The sequence below is a fragment of the Pseudomonas sp. KBS0710 genome, from assembly GCF_005938045.2.
Lineage (GTDB): Bacteria > Pseudomonadota > Gammaproteobacteria > Pseudomonadales > Pseudomonadaceae > Aquipseudomonas.
Genome location: NZ_VCCF02000001.1, coordinates 1589134 through 1612162, shown reverse-complemented (window position 1 = coordinate 1612162; position 23029 = coordinate 1589134). Strand labels below are relative to the sequence as shown.

The 23029-nt window shown below is 62.5% G+C and carries 18 protein-coding genes; 9 read left to right on the top strand and 9 right to left on the bottom strand.

What is annotated here, in order from left to right:
- Position 1 precedes the first annotated feature (1 nt).
- Positions 2 to 658 carry an ABC transporter ATP-binding protein gene (locus FFI16_RS07575; RefSeq protein WP_138814754.1) on the bottom strand — a complete coding sequence of 219 codons (657 nt, stop codon included), beginning with the start codon at positions 656 to 658 and terminating at the stop codon, positions 2 to 4.
- A 274-nt stretch (positions 659 to 932) separates the two neighbouring features.
- Here FFI16_RS07575 and FFI16_RS07570 point away from each other — a divergent pair, with 274 nt between their 5' ends.
- The 3 genes from FFI16_RS07570 to FFI16_RS07560 all read left to right on the top strand — a co-directional run bounded on the left by FFI16_RS07570 (position 933) and on the right by FFI16_RS07560 (position 4997).
- The gene (locus tag FFI16_RS07570; RefSeq protein ID WP_178112647.1) at positions 933 to 1607 is read left to right on the top strand and encodes a histidine phosphatase family protein; all 675 of its coding nucleotides are present in this window, start codon (positions 933 to 935) and stop codon (positions 1605 to 1607) included.
- Positions 1608 to 1794: 187 nt separating this feature from the next.
- A complete protein-coding gene (gene arnT, locus FFI16_RS07565; protein ID WP_138814753.1) occupies positions 1795 to 3453 on the top strand; it encodes a lipid IV(A) 4-amino-4-deoxy-L-arabinosyltransferase in 1659 nt (552 codons plus the stop codon).
- Between the two features lie 26 nt (positions 3454 to 3479).
- Positions 3480 to 4997 (top strand): glycosyltransferase family 39 protein, encoded by a 1518-nt coding sequence (locus FFI16_RS07560; RefSeq protein ID WP_138814752.1) that lies wholly within the window; start codon positions 3480 to 3482, stop codon positions 4995 to 4997.
- A gap of 34 nt (positions 4998 to 5031) precedes the next feature.
- On the opposite strand, the gene FFI16_RS07555 is transcribed toward FFI16_RS07560, so the two are convergent.
- On the bottom strand, positions 5032 to 5766 hold the full coding sequence (locus FFI16_RS07555) for a hypothetical protein (RefSeq protein WP_138814751.1): 735 nt from the start codon (positions 5764 to 5766) through the stop codon (positions 5032 to 5034).
- A gap of 117 nt (positions 5767 to 5883) precedes the next feature.
- Here FFI16_RS07555 and FFI16_RS07550 point away from each other — a divergent pair, with 117 nt between their 5' ends.
- Positions 5884 to 6156 (top strand): hypothetical protein, encoded by a 273-nt coding sequence (locus tag FFI16_RS07550; RefSeq protein ID WP_138814750.1) that lies wholly within the window; start codon positions 5884 to 5886, stop codon positions 6154 to 6156.
- Between the two features lie 216 nt (positions 6157 to 6372).
- On the top strand, positions 6373 to 6675 hold the full coding sequence (locus FFI16_RS07545) for a DUF6124 family protein (protein WP_138814749.1): 303 nt from the start codon (positions 6373 to 6375) through the stop codon (positions 6673 to 6675).
- 193 nt (positions 6676 to 6868) lie between these two features.
- Here FFI16_RS07545 and FFI16_RS07540 read toward each other — a convergent pair whose 3' ends face one another.
- On the bottom strand, positions 6869 to 13126 hold the full coding sequence (locus FFI16_RS07540) for a non-ribosomal peptide synthetase (RefSeq protein WP_138814748.1): 6258 nt from the start codon (positions 13124 to 13126) through the stop codon (positions 6869 to 6871).
- A gap of 503 nt (positions 13127 to 13629) precedes the next feature.
- Between FFI16_RS07540 and FFI16_RS07535 the strand changes: the two genes are divergently transcribed.
- Complete coding sequence (locus FFI16_RS07535; RefSeq protein ID WP_138814747.1) at positions 13630 to 14424, top strand: helix-turn-helix transcriptional regulator; 795 nt, start codon at positions 13630 to 13632, stop codon at positions 14422 to 14424.
- Positions 14424 to 15893: an AdeC/AdeK/OprM family multidrug efflux complex outer membrane factor gene (gene adeC, locus FFI16_RS07530; RefSeq protein ID WP_138814746.1), complete on the top strand. Its 1470-nt coding sequence runs from the start codon at positions 14424 to 14426 to the stop codon at positions 15891 to 15893. The genes FFI16_RS07535 and adeC overlap by 1 nt, the downstream gene beginning before the upstream one ends.
- Positions 15894 to 15919: 26 nt before the next feature.
- Here the strand turns inward: adeC and FFI16_RS07525 are convergent, their stop codons facing one another.
- The 6 genes from FFI16_RS07525 to FFI16_RS07500 form a co-directional block, all read right to left on the bottom strand.
- Positions 15920 to 16315 (bottom strand): RidA family protein, encoded by a 396-nt coding sequence (locus tag FFI16_RS07525; RefSeq protein WP_138814745.1) that lies wholly within the window; start codon positions 16313 to 16315, stop codon positions 15920 to 15922.
- Positions 16316 to 16399: 84 nt separating this feature from the next.
- Entirely contained in the window at positions 16400 to 17332 is a 933-nt protein-coding gene (locus tag FFI16_RS07520) for a pyridoxamine 5'-phosphate oxidase family protein (protein WP_138814744.1), read from the bottom strand.
- A gap of 85 nt (positions 17333 to 17417) precedes the next feature.
- The gene (locus FFI16_RS07515; protein ID WP_138814743.1) at positions 17418 to 18296 is read right to left on the bottom strand and encodes a LysR family transcriptional regulator; all 879 of its coding nucleotides are present in this window, start codon (positions 18294 to 18296) and stop codon (positions 17418 to 17420) included.
- On the bottom strand, positions 18296 to 19216 hold the full coding sequence (locus FFI16_RS07510) for a LysR family transcriptional regulator (RefSeq protein ID WP_138814742.1): 921 nt from the start codon (positions 19214 to 19216) through the stop codon (positions 18296 to 18298). The genes FFI16_RS07515 and FFI16_RS07510 overlap by 1 nt, the downstream gene beginning before the upstream one ends.
- Positions 19217 to 19234: 18 nt before the next feature.
- Positions 19235 to 19867, bottom strand: coding sequence for a glutathione S-transferase family protein (locus tag FFI16_RS07505; RefSeq protein WP_138814741.1), 633 nt, complete (start codon positions 19865 to 19867; stop codon positions 19235 to 19237).
- Positions 19868 to 19971: 104 nt separating this feature from the next.
- Positions 19972 to 20844, bottom strand: a complete 873-nt coding sequence (locus FFI16_RS07500; protein WP_138814740.1) for a LysR family transcriptional regulator — start codon at positions 20842 to 20844, stop codon at positions 19972 to 19974.
- 314 nt (positions 20845 to 21158) lie between these two features.
- Between FFI16_RS07500 and FFI16_RS07495 the strand changes: the two genes are divergently transcribed.
- Both FFI16_RS07495 and FFI16_RS07490 read left to right on the top strand, forming a co-directional pair.
- Positions 21159 to 21932, top strand: a complete 774-nt coding sequence (locus FFI16_RS07495) for a glucose 1-dehydrogenase (protein ID WP_138814739.1) — start codon at positions 21159 to 21161, stop codon at positions 21930 to 21932.
- Positions 21933 to 21945: 13 nt separating this feature from the next.
- Positions 21946 to 22992 carry an L-idonate 5-dehydrogenase gene (locus FFI16_RS07490; protein WP_138814738.1) on the top strand — a complete coding sequence of 349 codons (1047 nt, stop codon included), beginning with the start codon at positions 21946 to 21948 and terminating at the stop codon, positions 22990 to 22992.
- Positions 22993 to 23029: the final 37 nt, after the last annotated feature.

The window sequence follows — 23029 nt, the reverse complement described above, 5'->3', positions numbered from 1 at the left end:
CTCAAGCGACCACACGCCCGCGCCGCAACACCACCTGGCGGTCCAGGCGCGCGGCGATGCGCGGGCTGTGGGTCACCATCAGCAGGCTGGTGGGGCTGTCTCGCAGCAGGTCCAGCAGCAATTGCAACACGTCATCGCTGGTGGCCTCGTCGAGATTGCCGGTGGGTTCATCCGCCAGCAACAAGCCGGGGCGCGAAGCCAACGCACGCCCCACCGCAACCCGTTGTTGTTGGCCGCCGGAGAGCTGTTCGGGATACCGCTTGAGCAAGTCGCCCAACCCCAGGCGCTCAACCAGTTGCGCCTGCCATTGCGGGTCGAAGCGCCCGGCCAAACGCGCCTGAAACGCCAGGTTGTCGTCGACACGCAAACTGCCGATCAAGTTGAACTGCTGGAACACCAGGCCGATTTCGGTACGCCGCCAATGCGCCAGTTGCGCCTCGCTCAGTTGGTCCAGGCGCTGCTCGCCCACCTGGACAGTGCCGGCGTCCACACGGTCTAGCCCGGCAACCAGATGCAGCAACGTGCTTTTGCCGCTGCCCGACTCGCCCATCAATGCCAGGCTGCTGCGCTCACCAAGGTAAAGGTCGACACCCGCCAGCACCGGCAGTGGGCCTTGCGGGGTGGCGTAGCTTTTAACAACACCTTGCACCTGCAACATAAACACGCTCGTTTAAAGGACTGCAAACGAGCATAACGGCTGACTGACGACCCCATGCAAATTTTTCACATCGATTTCACTGCCTGCCCACCCTCGCCCCTCTAAATTGCCCCCCAGTATCGATAGCCGGCAACTTGTTAGTTGCCGCCCACGGCAACTTCTAACGGCTGGATGTTCAGCCAAAAGACAGCAGCGCTATGACACGCTCCGCTTCAACTACGGGCATCCGTCAGTGCGTTGCGCCTATTTGAATAAAACACTGAAGACAGTGCCCATGGTGAATGATGTGGTTGACCTTACCCTGACCAAACCGCGCTCACGCCGGGGCTATCTCAAGCGCCTGCGAAAGTGGTGGGCGGGCCTTGCCGTTATCGGCTTGCTGCTCGCCGGTTTGCTGTTTTGGCCGTTTGCGCCGCGCGACCTGAGCATCGGCAATCGCCTGCTCACCTCGCAAGTATTGCCGGCCTGGCGCGATGGTGACCTGATCGTACTGGTGCGTCACGAAGAGCGCTGCGACCGCTCGGCCAATCCCTGTTTCGGCGCACCTGAAGGCCTGACGACCGTCGGCACCCAACGCGCCGAAGAAGTCGGCAAGGCCTTTAAACTACTGGGCCTGGAAACCAGCGACATCGTTGCCAGCCCTGCTTTGCGCACGGTACAGACCTCGCACTTCATGTTCGGTAGAGCCGAACTGACCCCTGGCGAGAAGACCATCTGCGGCGAAGACATCGATGAAGAGCTGCTCAGCCGCAAACGGCCTGGTCGCAACCTCGTTTTTGTCACGCACAGTGGCTGTATTGCCGACTTTGAAAGCGCCCTGGGCTACCCTCGCGCGCCATTTTCCGAGTACGGCAGTGCCCTGTTTGTGCGCGTACTGGCCAACGGCAAATTTGAGACGCTTGGCATCATGAACGGCCCCGCCTGGTCCGCCGTACTTAAAAAGCTATAGACACTTTTTTACCTATAACTTTCTTCATGTTCAGCAAAACGACAGCCCTCTTCTGGCATGTTCAACTGCGCCCGCAACTATTGGACGTCATGATTTTTTTCATCGACTTAGTGAACTTTGTGATTCTTCCTACAAACTTTTACATATCTGCTTACTTCGCCATTAAACGTCAAGGAGTGACGTTTTCATGACACGTCTGCTTAAACCTTTGCCTCTATTGCTATTGGCCTTCGCGGTGTTTTATCTACTGCCCATGGGCCTGCACGGTTTATGGATCCCGGATGAAACCCGCTACGCCCAGATCAGCCAGGAAATGCTGCAGAGCGGCAATTGGGTGGCACCGCACTTCATGGGTGTGCGCTATTTCGAAAAACCCGCCGCCGGCTATTGGCTGATCGCCCTCGGTCAGGCGATGTTCGGTGAAAACCTGTTTGGCGTGCGTGTGGCTTCAGCCTTGACCACCGGCCTGAGTGTGTTGCTGGCCTACCTTATCGCTCGCCGCCTGTGGAACGACCCGCGCAAAAGCTTCGCCTGCGCCCTGCTCTACATGAGCTTCGGGCTGGTGGCCGGGCAAGCGGGGTATTCCAACCTCGATCCGCAATTCACCTTCTGGGTCAACCTCAGCCTGGTAGCGCTGTGGTTTGCCCTCGACAGCCGCACCTCGCGTGCTCGTCTGGGTGCCTGGGCAGTGCTGGGCGTGGCCTGCGGCATGGGCTTTATGACCAAAGGCTTTCTGGCCTGGCTGTTGCCCGTGCTGATCGCCGTGCCGTACATCCTCTGGCAACGCCGGCTGGGTGAACTGTTGCGCTACGGCCCGTTGGCCATTGTGGTCGCCGCTATCGTCTGCGTACCGTGGGCCTTGGCCATTCACTTGCAGGAGCCCGACTACTGGCGCTTCTTCTTCTGGCACGAGCATATCCGTCGCTTCTCTTCCGACAATGCCCAGCATGCGCGCGCCTGGTGGTTCTTCCTGCCGATCATGGTGGCCGCCTGCCTGCCCTGGGCGGCGTTGCTGCCGGCCACACTGATCAAGACCTGGAAAGACAAAGCCCAGCCGGCCATCATGTTCCTGGCCCTGTGGCTGCTGTTGCCCCTGGCCTTCTTCAGCATGAGCCGCGGCAAATTGCCGACCTACATCATGCCGTGCCTGCTGCCACTGGCCTTGTTGATGGGCCACGCGCTGATCGACCTGATCCGGCAAGGCAAGGCCCGCGCGATCCTGATCAACGGGCTGGTAAACGCCGTGATTGGTCTGGCGGCGATGGTGGCGTTGATCTACCTGCAAATCTGCAACCCGATGTACGGCAACAGCCACGCGGAGATGTTCAGCCTGTCCCTGGCGTTTATCGTATTGCTGGCCTGGATCCTCGCCAACCTGCTGCAAGCGCTGCGCCCGCTGACCTTGTGGGCGATGCCGGCGCTGGGCATCGGCTTGCTGGTGGCGTTACTGCCGGCGGGCATGCCGGCGATGATCACCGACACCGAAATGCCCGACCAGTTTGTGCTTGAGCATCTGGATGAACTGCAACAAACCCATGCTTTGATCAGCAACGAGCTGGGCTCGGCGTCGGCCTTGTCCTGGCGCCTGGGTCGCCCGGAGGTGGCGTTTTACGACACCGAAGGCGAGCTGCGTTATGGCCTCAAGTACGCCGACTCGGTGCACCGCAAGGTCGACCTGGACAGCGTGCAGACCTGGCTTGCGCAGGCGCGCCAGCAAGGTTCGGTCGGCGTGCTGATGCGCGTGCGCAGCACCAGCGAACACCGCGAAGAAGGGCAACTGCCACCGGGCGGCAAACGCTATCGCAAAGGCGCCCTGCTTTTGATTATTTATCCGCAGCTTCCTTAACGTTACGCCTGCCTTGAGAGCCGCCCATGAGTTTGTTCAAAACCGAACGCGGCGCCCTGGTGCTGCTGCTGGGCGTCTCGGCGCTGCTTCTGCTGCTGGGCCTGGGCAGTCGTGACCTGTGGGGGCCGGAAACCCGCTGGGCCAACATCGCATTGCAGATGCTGCAAAGCGGTGATTACTTCGATCCCTACCTCAAGGGCGCGCCCTACTACGACAAACCCCTGCCTTCCTACTGGCTGATCACCGGCTTCGCCAACCTGATGGGCGGGCTTGGCCCCTGGTCGCTGCGTTTGTCGTCGGTGATTGCAGCGTGGCTGAGCATCTGGCTGGTGTACCTGATCGGCGAACGCCTGTTCCGCAAAGGCACCGGGCTGATTGCCGGCTGGATGCTCGCCACCACCTTCTACTTTCTGTTCTGGGCGCGCGTGGCCACGGCCGACATCCTCACCGTGTGCGGCGTACTGGCGGCGGTGTGGTGGTATTGGCGCGGGCCGGACGACACGCGGCTGGGGCGCTACACCGTGTTTTTCCTGCTGCTGGCGGCCACCTCGCTGTTCAAAGGCTTGATCGGTTTTGTGCTGCCGGGCCTGGTGCTGCTGCCGCACCTGCTCAGCGAACACCGCTACAAGCGCCACCTCAACCTGCGCCTGCTGCTGGCCATGCTGATTGCAGCGGCGTTTTATGCGATTCCCTTCGTGCTGTCCCACCTCTACGGCGCGCCGACTTACGGCGAGAGTGGCCTTGAACTGGTGTTCAAGGAAAACGTCGTGCGCTTCTTCGACCCGTTCGACCACATGGGGCCGATCTACACCTACCTGATCTACCTGCCGGCCTACACCTTGCCCTGGGCACCGTGCTGGTTGCTGGGCCTGTGGCTGGCACTGCGCAACTGGCGCCAAACGCTACCCAACGTGCGCTGGCTGGTGTGGGGCCTGGGCCTGCTGTTTGTGTTTTTCACCGCCAGTGGCAGCCGGCGCAGCTACTACGTGCTGCCGCTGGTGCCCTTTGCCCAACTCTTGGCCGCCTGGTGGTTGAGTGAGCGCCTGGAGAAAAAACCCATCAGTTGGCCGCGTTGGCAAAAAGGCTTTGGCTTCACCGCAGGCTTGCTGTTGCTGGTGCTTGGGGTGGTCTATCCGTGGGTCAACGGCAATGGCGGCGTGACCCGCTTCGCCGACGATGTACAAGCCGAAGCGACCAAAAGCGCACCGTGGAATCAATGGCAGATGGTGATGGTAGAAGTCGACAACAAAGTGCCGATGTACCTGCAAAATGGCGGCAAGCCGTTCTACTACGTCAGCGAAACCCAGGACTTCCCGCGCCAGGGCGACAGCGCGGCCTTAATGGCCTGGCTGGAAAAAACCAGCGGCCAGGCCTTTGACCCGCAGCACACCATCATCGTCGCGCAGTATTCCAAGGAAGACCCGACACCGCTGGCCTACCTGGGTTCGGATCACACGGTGATTACCACGCAGCCGGACAATGGTGAGCGGTTGTTCCAAAAGCGCTCGGGTGGCAGTGTGGCGTTTGTTCCAACGCCACGCTGACGGCATTATCGGCGTCACCCTGCCTGGAATGCCGCTAGCGCTTCTCAAACACGGCATAACCGAAATAAGTAAAATCCGACAGCCGCCGCGCTTCAGAACCGGGGTACGTGAAATGCTCACGCGTCAGGTAAGGCGCAGGAAGATCAGGAACGTCCTCCACTCTTCCGTCTATTTCGCCGTTACTGGCGGTGGAATGGGCGCCGCCTTGCTGGTCAATGAATTCAAGGACGTGTTCAGCATTCGCGGCACTGGCTGCGCGAACATCGGCGGGTAAGCGGGGGTCGTTCCAGTCACCGCCTACGAGCACTTTGAAGGCGAGCCGTTCGTTCGCGTCAAGCACGGTATCTAGTGCCTTGAACAAGGGATTCACCGTGATTGCCTGCACCGAGCGTCGGTCACCTGCTGCACGGCCTTGGGGGGCAGGCTTTGGCCAGATGACCCCGCGACCGCCCTGCCCCAGTACGCGGTAGCCTTGCTCGGCGAATTGAGTCAGGCGGTCGACCTCGGACGCAAAGCCCTTTATACCCTGCACGTCCAGGCGCCCATCACCTGGGTAACTGCCTTTGACCCGGCGCAGGCTGGGGTCGTTGTCGATGTGGTGGATCAGCCGCGCCAGGCGGTACATGGCGTTGGCACGTGACACGGGGTCTGGGTTGGCGGCGGTAAAGTCGCCGACCTGTCGCTTCAAGTGGGTGATCAATCGGGTTTGGCGCTCACGCCTTTGTGGGTTCCAGCCAAAGGCGCGTGACATGATGCCCGTGCCCAGCATGGGGTTGTCCTTGTAGATCTGCGTGGCTGAGCGCAGATCGTCCGCCGGCCGAGTTTGCGCGCGTGTCGGCAGGCTGGAGGTGTCGGCCTCCGTGCGAGGGGCAGGCAGCGTCGGCCTGTGCGCCTGTCTGAATGGCTGAAGGTGTCCAAGCGTTTGGGTCATGAGCCACGTTGTCCATCAAAATCCAACAGCGTCGAAAGGCTGACGCCGACGTTTCAGGCGAAACTGCACAGTGTGTTGGTGGTGATGGCGCAAAAGGTTCCATCGGAGGCTGCGGTTGATGGCGTTTGGTCATGGTTTGTAAAAGGCCAGCAAGGCGTGTCCCTTTTAATTGCAGGACGTTTCCTAGACAATCCCTGCCGCCTTGTGCCTGTTGGAATCGATGGCTAGTCTGCGATCCGTCACTGCTTATCAGTGATCGGGTTTAGTCGCCCGACCTTCCAACGCGTGCATGGTCCTCCATGAGGTTTTATGGTGGCTGTGCGCAGGGCACCTTCGGGTGCGCCGGAATTTTCGCGTTGGAGCCGGTCGACTAACCTGCGTACAGCCGCCACCCTCGTTTAGTCGCGAAGGGTGTCCGTCCCTTATCTAACGCGAAGGTACACCATGAAAAAAGTCGTCCCAGACCCACCCCGCAACGCCGACAAAGACCGCGCCGCCTTCAATCGCGCCATCGACCACTACCTGCCCTCCAAGGCCGTTCAAATCGAAGACCTGAGCTTCGAAGACGCCCTGCTCTACACCGCCAGCTTGCTCGACAGCGCTTCAGCGACCGCGCTCAATTGCGGTGATCTGCTGGCCAGTCCCCAGCGGGCGAAGATTCTGGCGGTGTGGCATTTGCTGGAAGTGGCCAAGACCACGGTGGACCGCTCTATCGAGTGCCTGAATCCCGCCAAAACATCGCGCTGAATAAACTCGATTAACCCTGTGGGAGCGGCGGTGCGACGATTCGACTTGCTCGCGAATGCGGTGCATCAGTTACGGATAAGTTGTCTGACCCACCGCATTCGCGAGCAAGCCCGCTCCCACAGTTTTGACCGAGTAAGGTCTCAACAGCCTCCCGCATTTGGCCTTTTGAGATCGGTCCCACGCGTGGGCACGATCAGATCCGGCGGCGGCGGTTGAGTTGGGGGATGGCGGTTTGCGGCACTTCCACGCGCTGTACCTGGGCAGTGGTGCAGGCGGCCAATTGCGCCAACGTCGGCTGGCTGAACAGGGTGCGCGCATCCACCTCCAACCCTGCCTTGCGCATCCGCGCCACCAGGGTCACTGCCAGTAACGAATGCCCGCCCAGTTCGAAGAAGTGGTCGTGCCGCCCTACCCGCTCAAGTTTCAACACCTCGGCCCAGATGCCCGCCATCAGGGTTTCCACCTCACCCAGCGGCGCCTCATAGGCGCGACTCACCACCGCCTCCAACCCAGGCGCCGGCAGGGCCTTGCGGTCGAGCTTGCCAGCCGGGTTAAGCGGCAGTTCATCAAGCTGCACAAAGGCCGCCGGCACCATGTACTCAGGCAACTGTTCGAGCACGTACGCACGCAAGGCTTCCAGGCCTGGCGCTTGCCCACGCAGGGTAAAGTACGCCACCAAGCGCTCATCACGAATCAGCACCGCCACGTCCCGCAGCGCCGGGTGCGCGGCCAGGCGCGATTCGATTTCGCCCAGCTCCAGGCGCACGCCCCGTAGCTTGACCTGGAAGTCATTGCGCCCCAGGAACTCAAGGTTGCCATCGGGCAAGTAACGCACCAGATCGCCGGTGCGGTACAGCCGATCTCCCGCCACAAACGGGCTGTCGATAAAGCGCTCGGCGGTCATCTGCTCCAGCCCCAGGTAACCCCGCGCAACGCCGACGCCGCCGATATGCAGCTGGCCGCTGACGCCCATGGGCACCAGCGTGTCATGTTCATCCAGCACATACAGGCGGGTGTTGTGGATCGCCCGACCAATCGGCAGTTGCACGGCCGGCACAGCGGCGCCGGGCTCCAGGGTCCAGGCGCTGCTGTCCACCGTGGCTTCGGTGGGGCCGTAGACGTTATGCAAGCGCACGTTGGGCAAGCGCGCCTGCACGCCTCGGGCCAGGGCTTCAGTGAGTTCACCGCCGCCACACAGCACGTCGGTGAGGCTGGTACACAGCGCGGATTCTTCCAGTTCCAGAAACTGCTGCAACATCGCCGGCACGAACTTGATCACGCTGATCTGTTGCTCGCGGATCACCTGGGCCAGGTACGCCGGTTCACGGTGCCCATCGGGCCGTGCGAGCACCAGGCGCATGCCATTGGTCAGCGGCCAGAACAGTTCCCACACCGAGCCATCGAAGCTGAACGGCGCACGTTGCAACAAGGCGCCGCCTTCGGCATTCGGGCACAGTTTGGAGCCCCAGTGCATCAGGTTGCTTAAGCCCCGATGCTCGATCATCACGCCTTTGGGCGTGCCGGTGGAGCCGGAGGTGTACATCACGTAGGCCAGGTTGGTGACGCTCAAACCAGGCACCAACGGGTTACCGACAGGCGCCTGGCCCCAGGCGCAGCGGTCGAAGTCGATCACTGGCACCGACACCTCACCGGGCAAGTCACGGGTGGCCGCATGCACCAATAACGCCACGGGCTGGCTGTCGTTGAGCATGTAGGCCAGGCGTTCGCGCGGGTAGCCAGGGTCCAGCGGCACATAGGCGCCACCCGCCTTGAGGATCGCCAACAACCCCACCACCAGCTCCAGCCCGCGCTCGACGCACAGCGCCACACGCGAATCCGGCCGGACGCCACGCTCACGCAGGTAAAAGGCCAACTGGTTGGCACGCTCGTTGAGTTCGCGGTAGCTCAACTGCCGATCGCCAGCCTGCACCGCAATGGCGTTGGGGATCTGCCGCGCGTGGGCTTCGAACAGAGCTTGGACGGTAAGAGTTTCGGGGTAGTCGGTGTGGGTCGCATTGAACTCCAGCAACAGCGTTTTCAGTTCACTGGCCGGCAGCACCTGTACCTCGCGCAGCGGTGTGGTCGGTGCCTGTTCAAGGGCATCCGCCAGGCCATTGAGCACCGTCTCCAAGTAACCCAGCAACCGCTCGGCACCGACCTTGCGCGGCGCCTTGGCCGTAAGGCGAAAGCCGCTGGCGATGTCGTCGACCGTGAGCGTCAGCGGGTAACTGAGGATATCTTCGCTGCTGAGCAGGGCAATGCCCGGCACCAGGTTCAGGTCTCTGTCCGCCGCCGTGTGCCGGTAGTTGAGCAGGCTGTTGAACAGCGGCGAGGCACCGCTGCAACGCTGGGCCAGGGCCAGGGATGCCTGTTCATGGGCGACCAGGGCGCTCAGTTGCGCATGGGTGTCTGCCAGTGCAGCGACTACGCTTTGCCCAGCCAGGCGCACGCGCAGCGGCAAGGTGTTGATGAACATGCCCAAGGCACGGTCGGCGCCCTCACCGGCTTGCAAACGGCCAAGCAACACGGTGCCGAACACCACATCATCGCGGCCCGCGACCCGGCTGAGTACCTGGGCCCAGGCCAGGTGGAACAGGCTGGCGGCACTGACCCCAAGCGCTCGAGCTTGAGCGCGCAAGCGCAGGTTGAGGGCGTCTGCCAGGGGCCGTTCGGCCGCTTCGATTTCCGCACGATTGGCTTGGCGTTCCTGCAATCCGTACGCCAGGGTCGGCTCGTCGACGTCCGCCAGGCGTTCACGGAAGAACACTTCATGGGCTGCCTGGCGCGCCGCCGAACGGGCCTGCGCGACCACGTTGCGGTAAGGCACCGGCGCCGGTAATTGCGCCTGCTGGCCCAGCAAGTGGGAGCGAATTTCATCCACCAGCACGGTGGTCGAGGTGGCGTCGTTGACCAGGTGATGGAAGCGCAACTTGGCGACCCAGCGCTGGTTGTGCGGCTCCTCGGCGTAATCCAGTGCCATCAACGGCGCCTGGCGCAGATCCAGCGGTGCGTGCTGATCGTGCAGCGGCGCGACGCGCAACTGCGCGTGGCGCCACACCACTTGCATCGGCTGTTCCAGCGCATCCCAAACCAGGCTGGTGCGCAGGATATCGTGACGTTTGATCACCTGCTGCAACGCTTGGGCAAACGCCTCCAACTGCTCGCGACGGGCAAAACTGAACAGCGCATGTTGCTGGTAGGGGTCGCGCTCGTCCGTGAGGTGGTGGTACAGCAAGCCCTCCTGCAACGGCGCCAGCGGGTAGATTTCCTGCACATTGGTCGCGCCTCCGGGGATGCCGGCGACGATACGATCCAGGCTCGGCTGGTCGAGTTCGGCGAGTGCGAGCATGTCCGGCGTGATGTGGCTGCAACCTGGCGCAATACGATTGCCCGGCACCTGTACCTCACTGCCGCCACTGACCGCCGCCAACGCGGCGAGTGTCGGCTGGCCGAACAACACCTGCACATCGGCATGCAAGCCGGCCTGGCGCATACGCTGCACCAACTGCACCGCCAACAGCGAGTGGCCGCCCAGTTCGAAGAAATGGTCATGGCGCCCCACTTGCTGCACCTGCAACAGCTCAGCCCAGATCTGCGCCAGAAGGGTTTCCGCGCCCTCGTAAGGTGCCTCGAACTGGCGCGTAACAAAGGCTTGCTGGGTGGGCGCGGGAAGCGCCTTGCGGTCGAGCTTGCCGTTGGCGGTCAGCGGCATCACGGCCAACTGCACATAGGCCGCCGGCAGCATGTAATCGGGCAGCGAGGCTTGCAGATGGGCACGCAACGCTTGGATTTCAACGCTGTGCCGGGCGACAAACCAGGCCAACAACTGGCCCTCGCGACACTGCACCACGGCTTCCTGGACCGCCGGATGGCTGGCCAGCGCGGACTCGATTTCCCCCAGCTCGATGCGCACGCCACGGATTTTTACCTGGTCGTCATTGCGGCCCAGGTACTCAAGGTTGCCGTCGGGCAGCCAGCGCGCCAGATCGCCGGTGCGGTACATCCGGCCCGCGCTGAACGGGTCATTCACAAAGCGCTCGGCACTCAGTTCAGGCTGGTTCAGGTAACCCCGCGCCACACCCTTGCCGCCGATGTACAGCTCCCCCGCCACGCCAATCGGCACCGGGCGCTGCTGTTCATCGAGCAAGTACACCGTGGCATTGTCGATCGGCGCGCCGATGTGCAGCGCATGGCCCGCCTCGACGCGCCCGGAGGTGGCGACCACGGTGGCTTCGGTTGGGCCGTAGTTGTTGATCACGTCGTAGGTTTGTGCGCGGCTGAAGCTGCGCAGGCGATCGCCGCCGATCAGCAGGGTGCGCAAGGTCGGGTGTTGCAGGCGCTGGCTGAAGGCATACTCGGCCACCGGGGTCGGCAAAAAGCACACATCCAACGGCTGCGCACGCCACCAGTTGAGCAGCGCGTCAATGTCCTGGGCATCATCCTGTGCCGGCGGCAGGTGCAAGGTCGCGCCCACGCACAACGCCGGCCAGACTTCCCAGGCCATCGCGTCAAAACCGAAACCGGCGACGCTGGCCGTATGGCTGCCCGCGTGCAGGTTGAAGGCGCGGCAGTGCCAGTCCACCAGGTTCGAAACGGTGTGGTGCTCGACCATCACGCCTTTGGGCAACCCGGTGGAGCCTGAGGTGTAGATCACATAGGCCAGGTTCGACGGCGTGACCGCCACCGGTGGGCTGTCGCTACGGCCATGGGTCGGCAGGTCCAAACGAATTATCGGCACGTCGAGCATCGGCAGGCGCGCCAGTAAGTCGTGCTGGGTCAGCACCGCCACCGGTGAACTGTCGTGCAGCAGGTAGTTCAGGCGCTCGGCCGGGTGAGCCGGGTCCACCGGCACGTAGCTGGCGCCGGACTTGAGGATCGCCAGCAACCCGGCCACGGTGTCCAGCCCGCGCCGCGCCACAATCGCCACGCGGTCGTCCGGCTGCACGCCGTGCTCGAGCAGTTGGTGGGCCAGGGCATTGGCCTGTTGATCGAGCTGGGCGTAGGTTAATTGCCGGCCCTGATGCGCCACCGCGAGGGCGTCGGGCGTGCGCGCCGCCTGCGCCTCGATGCGCCGGTGCAAGGTTTGCGCGCTGGCAGGCGCTTGTGCGGTGGCATTCCACAGCTGCAACCGGGCCTGCTCGGCCGGCGTCACCAAGACGAATTCAGCCAGCGTTAACGCGGTATTTGCCAACCCCTGTTCCAGCAGCCAGGTAAAGCGCTGCGCCAACGCCTGCACCTCGTCCTCGCGAAACCACGCCTCGTTGTACACGCAATGCAGGCAAGCGGTGTCCTGGTAACGGTTGCTGCGCAGGTGGAGGGCAATCGGCAGCAGCTCGTGGTGGTTGGAGACCTTGATCGCACGGGCCTGGACCTGGCCGTAGCGCAGGTCGTGATCGTCCTGTTCAAAGGACACGGACAAGTCAAACAACTGGCCGCGATCGGTACGACGCAGGCCCAACTCACGGTTCATCTCGCTCAGGGGAAAACGCTGGTGGCGAAAATCCTGCTTGAGCTGGTCACGCACACCGCGCACCACGGCGCTGAACGGCAAGTGCGCATCGAACTGGAAACGCACTGCACTGACCTGGGCGAACAAGCCCACGGTGGAACGAAAACGTGCGTTGGAACGGTTGAGGATCGGCAGCCCCACCACCCATTCATCACGCTGGCTGGTGCGGGTGAAATACACGTAGAGCGCCGCCAGCAACACGTGAAACACCGAGGCCTGGTAACGGTTGGCGACTTGTTCCATGCGGTTGAGCAGCGCCACCGGGAACGGCTCCACCCAGGTGTTGCTTGGCGCCGGGGCGTTGTGGCGCGGGGTCAGCAGCGGCTCGGGCAACACCTGGTATTTGTCCAGCCAATAGGCGCGGTCGCGGGCGTAACGGGCCGATTCCTGGTAGCGCTGGTCGGTGTCGATAAAGTCGATATACGACGGTGCAAACGGCTCCGCTGGCTGGCCCTGTAAGAGGTCGGTGTACAAACGGGCCAGGGATTGCAGCAGCTGGCCAAAGCCCCAGCCATCGAGAATCAGGTGATGGGCCTGAATGCCGAGGTGGTAGTGATCGTCATCGAGCTTGACCAAAAAAAACCGGGACAGCGGTTCGCCACTCAGCGCATAGGGCCGGGCCATTTGCGCGTGCATCAGCGCCTGGCTCGCGGCCTGTGGGTCTGCCAATGCGCAGAAGTCGTGCCGTTGTACCTGCACCGTCAGCGCAGCGTCGAAGGTCTGTCGAGGCAAGCCGTCGGTGTCGGTGTGCAACTGGATACGCAAGGCATCGTGCTTGGCCACCAGCAACTCGACGGCGCGCTGGATCAGTTCCGGCACCAAGGCGCCGGCAAAATCCATATAGCCGCCAATGTTGTATAGCGGCGAGTCGCCCGCTCGCAGTTGGTCGAGCCAGATGTCCTGCTGGGCGGCAGTCAGGGGGAAGCTTGGGGAATGCTTCATAAGATCCTTCTCAATAGGTGTCAGGCACGGCCGCGCACGGGCCCATTTCGCCAAAATTGCCGGATTTGAGCATGCAGGTCCGAGGGTGTCTGACACCCGAAACCCGGACATCCAAATGGGTGGAAACGGGCTTGGCTGATGGTTGACTGCTGAAACGATTAAAGCGCTGTAGGAAATTGGCTACATCTGCCCGTAGTCAGGTTTTTTGAACATGTTCGAATAATCTATTTTTATCTTAGATATCAGATAGTTAAAAAACTCTAATGTTTAGCAATGGCTTTTCGTAGGCGGAATACCTTGTGTGAAACGTCGAATTAATGACGTGGTTTTTATGGCAGCTTGTGTCCCTCGTTTCCGCTACATACGTAGGACAAATCGCTATGGCTAAATAAAATCTCGGACGCCGATGACGTTAAAGAAGAGTCACGTTCAAGAAGTACGGGCGGCCCCACACAGACCCAGGGCACCCGTTGACGGTTTTCGACATCAAGGATGAGATGGCTATGAGTCTGACTTCTACTATTGGCGGCGCCCACAGCCCGCAGTTCTACGCCGAAATGGGTGAATTGATTTCAAACAGCGGCCAGGAAAATTTCGCCGCCAACATGCTGCATCTGGTGGACAAATGGGTGCCGATTCATTTGGTCGACCTGAGTGAATGGACCCTCGACGAACTGCGTGACAGCGCGGTCGATATCCAACTGCTGGGCAGCGCCGGGTTGAAAAAACACCTGCCGGCGCCCCAACCTGTGCATGCGCTGAATGACCACCCGCTGCTGCGCGAAATGCTGCGCATGCAAGACCCGTTGCTGATCCAGATGAAGGCCAAGGCCAACAGCGCACACCCGCGCGGCACCTCGCACCAATGCAACCTGGTGTCGCGCCAGGGCAACCGACGCTGCGTGATTTCGTTTTACCGCCCGCCGACCCAACAAGGCTTTTCCCTGGCCGAGCTGTCGTTTCTCAAGTGCTTGTCGGACACCCTGTTGCCGTTGATGGAACGGCATGCGCAGATTCTGCGCCAGGCGTCGCACAGTCAGGCTGAGCCGGCCCACAACCAGCTGGAACAGTCACACTTGCAGCGCGAGTTCTACAAGCGCTTGTCCCTCAGCGACATCACCCTGTCGGCGCGTGAGCAGGAGGTGTGCCTGGGTCTGCTGACCGGCGGCACCGTGCCGCAAATGGCGGAAAAACTCAGCGTTAAAAACAGCTCGATCGAAACCTACCTCAAGCGCGCCGCCGCGAAGCTGGGCGTGAGTGGGCGCCATGGCCTGGCCAAATGGATGGTTGGCGCCTGATGAAAAAATTCACCCTCACCACCGTTGGCATGGCCTGGCTGCTCGGCGGCTGCTCGCTGATCCCCGAGTATCAGCGGCCCGCCGCGCCAGTGCCGGCGCAGTACCCACAGGGCGGGGTCTACAGCCAGGCCCAGGCCGGCACTGTGGCGGTTGAACCGGACTGGCAGCAACTGTTCCACGACCCGGCGCTGCAACAGCTGATTGGCGCAGCCCTGGCCAATAACCGCGACCTGCGGGTAGCGGCGCTGAATGTGCAGGCGTTCCAGGCGCAGTACCGCATCCAGCGGGCGGACCTGTTCCCGGCGATATCGGCCAGCGGCGCCGGCAAACGCCAGAAAGTACCGGGCGATGTGACTGGCACCGGCAAGTCGGCGATTACCTCCAACTATTCGGCCACCCTGGGCCTGAGTGCCTATGAACTGGACCTGTTCGGGCGGGTGCGCAGCCTCAGCGAGCAGGCGATGCTCACGTATCTGGGCACCGAAGAGGCGCGACGCAGCGCGCAACTGAGCCTGGTGGCCAACGTCGCCAACGCCTACCTGACCTGGCGCGCCGACCAGGAGCTGCTGACCCTGGCGCAGCAAACCCTGACCGCCAACGACCACAGCTGGCAGCTCACCAGCCGCAGCAAAACCGCGGGCAAGGCCTCGGCCCTGGACGTGGTGCAAGCCCGCACGGCGGTAGAAAGTACCCGCGCCAGCGTGGCCCGTTATGAGCGCCAGGTCGCCCAGGACGTCAACAGCCTCGCCCTGCTGGTGGGCGGCCCGGTGGATGAAAACCTGCCATCGCGCCCACTCGCCGACGACCTGGTGGCGCGCCTGCCCGCAGGCTTGCCCTCGGACTTGCTGCAACGGCGCCCGGATATCCTCCAGGCCGAATACCAGCTGCAAGCCGCCAACGCCAATATCGGCGCGGCGCGAGCGGCGTTTTTTCCGTCGGTGACGCTCACCGCCAACGCCGGCAGTACCAGCAAGGAGCTGTCGGGGTTGTTCAAGGGCGGCGCGGGCACCTGGACCTTTCAGCCGCAAATCAACCTGCCGATCTTCAACGCCGGCAGCCTGCGTGCCAGCCTCGACTACGCCAAATTGCAGAAAGACATTACGGTGGCGCAGTACGAAAAATCGATTCAGACGGCGTTTCAGGAAGTCGCCGACGGCCTCGCCGCCCGGCAAACCTTTAACGACCAGTTGGACGCGCAACGGGATTTCGTCGCCGCCAACCAGGCCTATTACGACCTGGCCCAGCACCGCTACCGCAGCGGTGTGGACAGCAACCTCACGTTCCTCGATGCACAGCGTTCGCTATTCAGTTCGCAGCAGGCGTTGATTGTCGATCGGCTCGCGCAACTGGTGGCGGAGGTGAACCTGTACACGGCACTGGGGGGCGCCTGGAGCGTCAGCCCAGGCCCGACTGCCGCAGCCGATATTCCCCCGGTGTCACCTGCGCATAACGAAGGAAAAACCGGCTGAAATACGCCGCCGTTGTTCGGGGTTGGTCAAATCACCGCTTCCGCCTCGATCTCGATCAACCACTCAGGCAACGACAACCCGCTGACGATAATCCACGAAGACGGCGGCGGGTTGTGCGGGAAGCGCTCACGCAGCGCCTGGGCAATCGGCTCTTGCTGATCACGGGCGGACTCGACGATGTACAGACGCAACATGATCACGTCGGCCAGATTGCCGCCGACCTCGGCCAGCACCTTGTCGATATTGTCCAAGGCGGTGGCGGTCTGCTCGGCGATGCCTGGGCCGACGGTACGCTCCTCGGCGTCCACCCCCACTTGCCCGGAGAGCATGATGCGCCGGCCTTGCGGCACTTCGAGGGCCTGGCTGAAGCCGTATTGCAGGGAGTTGAACACGGTTGTGGGATTGATGACTTTGCGTTGCATGACAGGTCCTTGTTGTCGGTGGGAAAACAAGGCTAACCCATAGGTATTGCTCAATCTGGCGGTTCAACATTCGGCAACAATTGCCTACCAACTTCCCATCGCCAGGCTATGCGGCGAAAACTGCGCAAACTGCCAGCGCAACGCCAATGCCGCAGGGCGGCGTACTACCTGCTCCACGGTTACTGTCCACAGTCGTTGGGCACCTTCGAACTCAGCCACCTCAGGCCCATCAAGAATCAGCGAAGTGCGCCCGGCAACCTGCATCACATCGCCCGACTCAAAATCGATAAACAGCAAGCCCGCCACCGGGTTGAGCTGCAAATTGCCCAGGGTATTGAAGAACAGGTTGCCGGCAAAATCCGGGATGGTCAGTACGTTGCCTTCAACTCGCACAAACCCGGTATTACCGCCTCTGTGTGAAACGTCCACCGAGCGTGCGCCATCCACGTCGGCGTAGCTGGCAACAAAGAAGGTGTCGGCGTTGCGGATCAGCGTTTGGCCCGCAGCGTCCAGGCCGGTGAGGCGCTCGACCGTGGTGCCGGGTTTGCGGGCGATGCCGTCAACGGGCCGCAGCTGGATGTATTTGGGGCAGTTGCCATAGGTGTGCACCACGTCGACCGAAAAGCCGTCGTGGTCGAGGCGGCCAAGGCGGCCGTTCATGCGGTTGCGGCGCCGGGTATTCAGGTCAATGCCGAGCAAGCCCACGCTGGCGCCGGTGTGCAAGGCGCCAAGCGCCGGGTCGCTTTTGGACGGCAAGCTGTCGACCTGCAAAGTGTGTGGGTCGGGTGAATGTGCAAACCCCGGCGCACCTTCAAGCATGGTCGCCCAGGGAATGCCCTGGGCATCCACCACGCCGAGCATCAGGTAGGGCAACAGCGGGTAGAAGTCGCGATGCTGCTCCGGCAAGTGATCGCGAATCACCTTAAGCCCGACCACGGCCATACGCTCAGCCGCGCCAGCGCTTGCTTGCAGGTGCCGTTCGCCGGCGTGCCAGGGGGATTGTTCGACTGGGTTCATGGTGAGCACCTCAGGTTGGATGTACCAATGCTGCACCCTACCCGCCAACGTGAGAATGCCCACGTTTGGCAATCCACTGTTTCACCTACTGAAATGCCGGATGCTCACGCAGCGCTGCCACACAGTGGTCGACAAAACTGCGCACGCGCATCGGCGCGTTGCGGCCCTCGCGGTACACCACATGCACCGGCAACGGCGGCGGTTCAAAGTCAGGCAACACCCGGCGCAACTGGCCGTCCAGCACGTGCTGGTGAACCGGGTAACTCAGGCAACGAATCACCCCCGCTCCTTGCACCGCCGCATTGATTGCGCCTTGCACGGTGGCGCAGCTCAAGCGCGCGCGGGCCTTGAGCTGGCAGCCGTGAAAATCCCAGGCCACCGGGTCGGCACTGGCAATCAGGCGATGCTGTTTAAGCTCGTTCGGATGTCGAGGTTCGCCATGGGCGGCAAGGTAATCGGGGCTGGCACACAGAATATGCCGCACCTGCCCCACCGGCCGGGCGATCAGCGATGAGCTGGGTAATTCACCCACCAGGATCGCCACGTCCAGCCCCTCTTCGTGCAGGTTCGGGTAGTAGTCGTGGTAGCGCGCCACCAGGCGCATGTCGGGATAGCAGTCCATGTAGCTGGCCAATACCGGCGCCATCACATAACGGCTGAACAGAAACGGCAAGAACACCTGCAAGTTGCCCTGGGCCTGCACGTGCAAGCCCTTGGCCGAAGCTTCGGCGGTATCGACGGCTGCCAGCAACCGCACGCAGTCGGCCATATACGCGCTGCCCGCCGCGGTCAGGCGCACGCCGCGTGTGCTGCGCTGCAACAGCGGCACCCGCAGGCGGGCTTCCAGGCGTGCGACCGCGCGGATCAGGGTCGGGCCGGAAACCTGGGCCTGGCGCGCCGCCGACGCCAGGCTGGGCTGCTCAGCCAGCGCTGCAAACAGCTGCATGTCGCGATAGCGCTCCATCAACCGCGCTGCTTCATCGCCGGGTTCAAGGCTGCGTCTTGCCCGAGGCGATGGGTGAGGAAATCCACAAAGGTGTGGACCTTGGCCGGTACACGACCGTTTTTCTGGAACACCACCTGGATCGGCAGCGGTGCTGGTTCAAAATCCTCCAGTACCATTTCCAACTCCCCCGCCGCCACCGCTGCCGCCACTTGGTAGGACAGCACACGCGTCATGCCCCAGCCCAGGCGCGCGAGGTTGATCGCCGCATTATTTGCCGTGACGACAAGACGCGGCTCGATGGGCACCGTCAATGGCTGCCCGGCGTCGACGAACGCCCATTCACTCACCAGTTGGCTGGATGATGACGTGACGATCCTGGCTTCACACAATTGCTCAGGCCGCTGCGGCCGGCCGTGCTGGTTGAGGTAACCGGGCGATGCACACACCACGCGGCGCACTTCCCCGACCTTTATGGCCTGCTGCCCCGGCGCCTGCAGATGGCCGATACGCACGGCCACATCGACGCCCTCGTCGGTCATGTTGACCACGCGGTCGACCAGCAAGGCGTTGATATTCACCAAGGGAAAGCGGTCCAGGTAATCCCCCAGCACCGGCGCCACATACAGCTCGCCGAACAGCACCGGCGCGGTGACTGTCAGGTGGCCGCCGGGGATGGAATAGCTGCCCGCCGCGGCTTCCTCGGCCTCATCCAGCTCGGCAAGGATGCGGCGGCAATCCTCCAGGTAACGCTGGCCGGCTTCGGTCAGGTGCAGGCTGCGGGTGGTGCGTGCCAGCAACTGCGTGCCGATACGCTGTTCCATGGCGGCAATCGCTCGGGTGACGCTGGGCGGCGAGGTTTTCAGACGCCGCGCAGCGGCTGCGAAGCCCTCCTCTTCGGCCACCGCCAGGAACACCTGCATCTCATGAAATCGATCCATCGGCACGCCTCTTGAACACTACTGTGATTGCAGACCCACGGCGCTGCGCGGCATGCCGACAAACCCTGGCAACGCCTCGATGCTGGCAAGCCAGGCACGCACATGAGGGTAGTCGGCCAGCGACACATTGCCTTCCGGCGCGTGGGCCACGTAGGTATAGAACGCTACATCGGCAATGCTCGGCTGATCGCCGGCCAAAAAGCGGCTTTGGCTCAGTTGCTCCTCCACCAGTTTGAGCAGCGCATGGGACCGGTTGATGGCCGTGACCGTATCCACTTCGGCACCAAACACCAACGCCAGCCGCGCAGCAGCAGGCCCGGCGTGCAGTTGGCCGGCAGCCGCCGACAGCCAGCGCTGTACGCGAGCCTGGCCGACAGGATCGGTCGGCAGCCACTGGCCGTGGCCATATTGGTTGGCGAGGTACACAAGAATTGCGTTGGAGTCCGCCAGCACCGTGCCGTTGTCATCAATCACCGGCACCTGGCCGAAGCGGTTGAGGTTGGCAATAAAGTCCGGCGCTTTCTGCGCGCCTTGCTTGAGGTCGATCAGGATAAATTCACTGGGCAGGCCCAGCAGCGACAACATCAGTTCGACCCGATGGGAGTGGCCGGACAAGGGGAAACCATAAAGCTTGATCGCAGGCTGGGACATGAGAGGCTCCGAAAGTGGGGGGTTGACGCCACGCATATTCCACCGCTGCCCTGATCGATGGAATCACCAGGATTTACAATCCAGCATTTCACCTAATGAAACAATCACTCGCCAAACAATTCCACAATCAGGTTGAACAAGGTGGTCTTCACCGCGCTGTCCAACTCGGTCCAGGCCAGCCCCGTGGTGGCCTGAAACCCACCCAATTGCAAAGGCCGCGACACGCAATTGACTGGCAGCGCCCGCGCCGCCTGTTGCGGCAACACGCCGATGCCCAACCCGGCGGAGACCAGCGCGAGCATGGTGGTGAACTCACCCAGTTCGCTGGCGATGTCCAAGGGCATGCCGACTGCCTGGATAAACTCATCGTAGAATCCCGGCGCGTAACGCCTGGCGAGGATGTACACCGGAACCGTGAGCAGGTCGGCAGGCTGGATGGATTCCAGGGCCGCCAATGGGTGATCGATCGGCAGCGCCACGCAAAAATGCTCACGCAATACCGCACGGGTCTGCACGCCAGGATGGGCGGCCGGCAGGCGCATCAAGCCGAAATCCAGCTGGCCATTCTTTAACGCGGCGGCTTGGTCGGGGCCGGGCATGTCCTTGAGTTCCAGTTCGATACGCGGGTAGCGCTGGTGCACGGCGCGGATCAGCTGCGGCAGCAATTGCGGCAGTACCGAGGACACAAACCCCAGGCGCACCCGGCCGATTTCACCCCGGTTGGACGCCCGCGCGGCATCCGCCGCCCGCGCCGCTTGGTGCAAGGTGGCCTGGGCCTCAGGCAAGAACGCCCGCCCTGCTTCGGTGAGTGTCACTGAGTGGCGGTTACGATCCAGCAGGCGCACGCCCAGGCCGCTTTCCAGCAACTTGATCTGCATGCTCAACGCCGGCTGCACGATCGACAGCTGCGCCGCTGCCCGGCCGAAATGCAGTTCCTGGGCGAGCACCACAAAGGCGCGCAAGTGCTTCAACTCCATCAAATTCCCTCAGCTATGAAACGGTTATCACAAAACCTGATCACCCGATCACAAATGAAAATTGGACGCTTGACTGCGGCTGCGGTGAAGTAAGCGCAAGTCGTACACGATATGACAGGGTTTGGCCTATCACAATGAGAACAAGCAGGCACCCTGCTCGGCAGGGCTAGCCCCACGTATCTGCTGCTGGTCGCACTGGTCATGATTATCGGATAGATATTGTTGATCACCCATCTCAAGGCCCATTCCTTTGTCGCCCAAGAGATCATCATGCTGCTGTGGTTGGTAGTGTGAAGCGTTAGGAGAGGTAGCCCATGCAAAGCGTTTTAGACAACTTCCGCCTCGATGGCCGGCTGGCGCTGGTCACCGGTTCCAGTGCCGGTATTGGCCTGGCGATTGCCCGCGGCCTGGCCCAGGCCGGGGCGCAGGTGGTGCTCAACGGGCGCAACCGCAGCACCTTGCGCGATGCGGCGGCGCTGTTGGCGGCCGAAGGGTTGGCGGTGCACACCCAGGCGTTTGATGTAACCGACAGCGCGGCGATCCAGGCCGCCGTGGCGGATATCGAAGCGCGCCTCGGTCCACTGGAAATCCTGGTAAACAACGCCGGCATGCAACGGCGTGGACCGCTGGAGGACTACAGCGAGCAGCACTGGCGCGAGTTGATCAGCACTAACCTGGACAGTGCCTTTCTGGTTGGCCAGGCCGTGGCGCGGGCGATGATCCCGCGCAAGCGCGGGCGCATTATCAATATCTGTTCGGTGCAAAGTGAGCTGGGCCGCCCTGGCATCGCGCCGTATGCGGCCAGCAAGGGTGCGCTGAAGATGCTCACCAAGGGCATGGCCATCGATTGGGGCCCGCATGGGTTGACGGTCAATGGCATCGGCCCCGGTTATTTCAAGACCGAACTGAACGCCAACCTGGTGGCCAACCCCGAGTTCAGCGACTGGCTGGTGCAACGCACGCCGAGTCGTCGTTGGGGCGACGTGGCCGAACTGGCCGGTGCCGCCGTGTTCCTTGCCAGCGACGCTGCCAGCTTCGTCAACGGCCATATTCTGTACGTCGACGGCGGTATCACCGCGTCGCTGTAAACCGGAGAATTGTATGCACGCTATCGTCTGTCACGCCTCCAAAGACCTGCGGGTCGACCCCCAGGACGAACCGCAGACCCTCGCCCCCGATCAACTGCGCGTGCGCATCGCCCGTGGCGGCATCTGCGGTTCGGACCTGCATTACTACCAGCACGGCGGCTTCGGCACCGTGCGCCTGCGCGAACCGATGGTGCTCGGCCATGAGGTGTCGGCGGTGATCGACGCCGTGGGTGCGGATGCCGGGTTGTTCAAGGTCGGCCAGCGCATCAGCGTATCGCCGTCGCGCCCGTGCGGTGGTTGCCGCTACTGCCATCAAGGGCTGCCGAATCATTGCCTGAACATGCGCTTCTACGGTAGTGCGATGCCTTTTCCGCATATTCAGGGCGCATTTCGCCAGAGCCTGGTGATCGAAACTCACCAGGCGCATTGGCTGGCCGACCACGTGAGCCTGGCCGAAGGTGCGCTGGCCGAGCCATTGTCGGTGGGCTTGCACGCGATTCAGCGCGCCGGCGCGGTGTTCGGCAAACGCGTGCTGGTGACCGGTTGCGGCCCCATCGGCAACCTGCTGATTGGCAGTTTGCGTGCCGCCGGGGCCGGTGAAATCGTCGCCGTGGACCTGTCTGCCAGCGCCCTCGCCTGCGCCGAAAAAATGGGCGCTACGCGCACCCACAACATTGCCGACGGCGCGGATGCACTCAAGCGCTACACCGCCGAAAAGGGCTATTTCGAGGTGATGTTCGAAGTCTCCGGTAGCGCCCAGGCTCTACGCAACGGCCTGGAATGCATCGCGCCACGGGGTGTGCTGGTGACGGTCGGACTGGGCGGCGATGTGTCGTTGCCGCTGAACCTGCTGGTGAGCCGCGAGATCGATTTGCGCGGCACTTTCCGCTTCCACAGCGAGTTTGCCCAGGCGGTGGATTTGCTCAATCGCGGGATCATCGATGTGAAACCAGTGATCTCCCACACCGTGCCATTTGAGCAGGCGGTGCAGGCGTTCGAGTTGGCGGCGGACAAGACCCAGGCGATGAAGGTGGTGCTGGATTTTGGTGTGACTGACTGAGCTGGATTCAGCGTTGTGGCGGCCTTCGGGCAGGCCG

Coding starts and splice junctions, on each gene's coding strand:
- FFI16_RS07575 (WP_138814754.1), bottom strand. CDS start 658: ATGTTGCAGGTGCAAGGTGTTGTTAAAAGCTACGCCACCCCGCAAGGC.
- FFI16_RS07570 (WP_178112647.1), top strand. CDS start 933: ATGGTGAATGATGTGGTTGACCTTACCCTGACCAAACCGCGCTCACGC.
- arnT (WP_138814753.1), top strand. CDS start 1,795: ATGACACGTCTGCTTAAACCTTTGCCTCTATTGCTATTGGCCTTCGCG.
- FFI16_RS07560 (WP_138814752.1), top strand. CDS start 3,480: ATGAGTTTGTTCAAAACCGAACGCGGCGCCCTGGTGCTGCTGCTGGGC.
- FFI16_RS07555 (WP_138814751.1), bottom strand. CDS start 5,766: ATGCTGGGCACGGGCATCATGTCACGCGCCTTTGGCTGGAACCCACAA.
- FFI16_RS07545 (WP_138814749.1), top strand. CDS start 6,373: ATGAAAAAAGTCGTCCCAGACCCACCCCGCAACGCCGACAAAGACCGC.
- FFI16_RS07540 (WP_138814748.1), bottom strand. CDS start 13,126: ATGAAGCATTCCCCAAGCTTCCCCCTGACTGCCGCCCAGCAGGACATC.
- FFI16_RS07535 (WP_138814747.1), top strand. CDS start 13,630: ATGAGTCTGACTTCTACTATTGGCGGCGCCCACAGCCCGCAGTTCTAC.
- adeC (WP_138814746.1), top strand. CDS start 14,424: ATGAAAAAATTCACCCTCACCACCGTTGGCATGGCCTGGCTGCTCGGC.
- FFI16_RS07525 (WP_138814745.1), bottom strand. CDS start 16,315: ATGCAACGCAAAGTCATCAATCCCACAACCGTGTTCAACTCCCTGCAA.
- FFI16_RS07520 (WP_138814744.1), bottom strand. CDS start 17,332: ATGAACCCAGTCGAACAATCCCCCTGGCACGCCGGCGAACGGCACCTG.
- FFI16_RS07515 (WP_138814743.1), bottom strand. CDS start 18,296: ATGGAGCGCTATCGCGACATGCAGCTGTTTGCAGCGCTGGCTGAGCAG.
- FFI16_RS07510 (WP_138814742.1), bottom strand. CDS start 19,216: ATGGATCGATTTCATGAGATGCAGGTGTTCCTGGCGGTGGCCGAAGAG.
- FFI16_RS07505 (WP_138814741.1), bottom strand. CDS start 19,867: ATGTCCCAGCCTGCGATCAAGCTTTATGGTTTCCCCTTGTCCGGCCAC.
- FFI16_RS07500 (WP_138814740.1), bottom strand. CDS start 20,844: ATGGAGTTGAAGCACTTGCGCGCCTTTGTGGTGCTCGCCCAGGAACTG.
- FFI16_RS07495 (WP_138814739.1), top strand. CDS start 21,159: ATGCAAAGCGTTTTAGACAACTTCCGCCTCGATGGCCGGCTGGCGCTG.
- FFI16_RS07490 (WP_138814738.1), top strand. CDS start 21,946: ATGCACGCTATCGTCTGTCACGCCTCCAAAGACCTGCGGGTCGACCCC.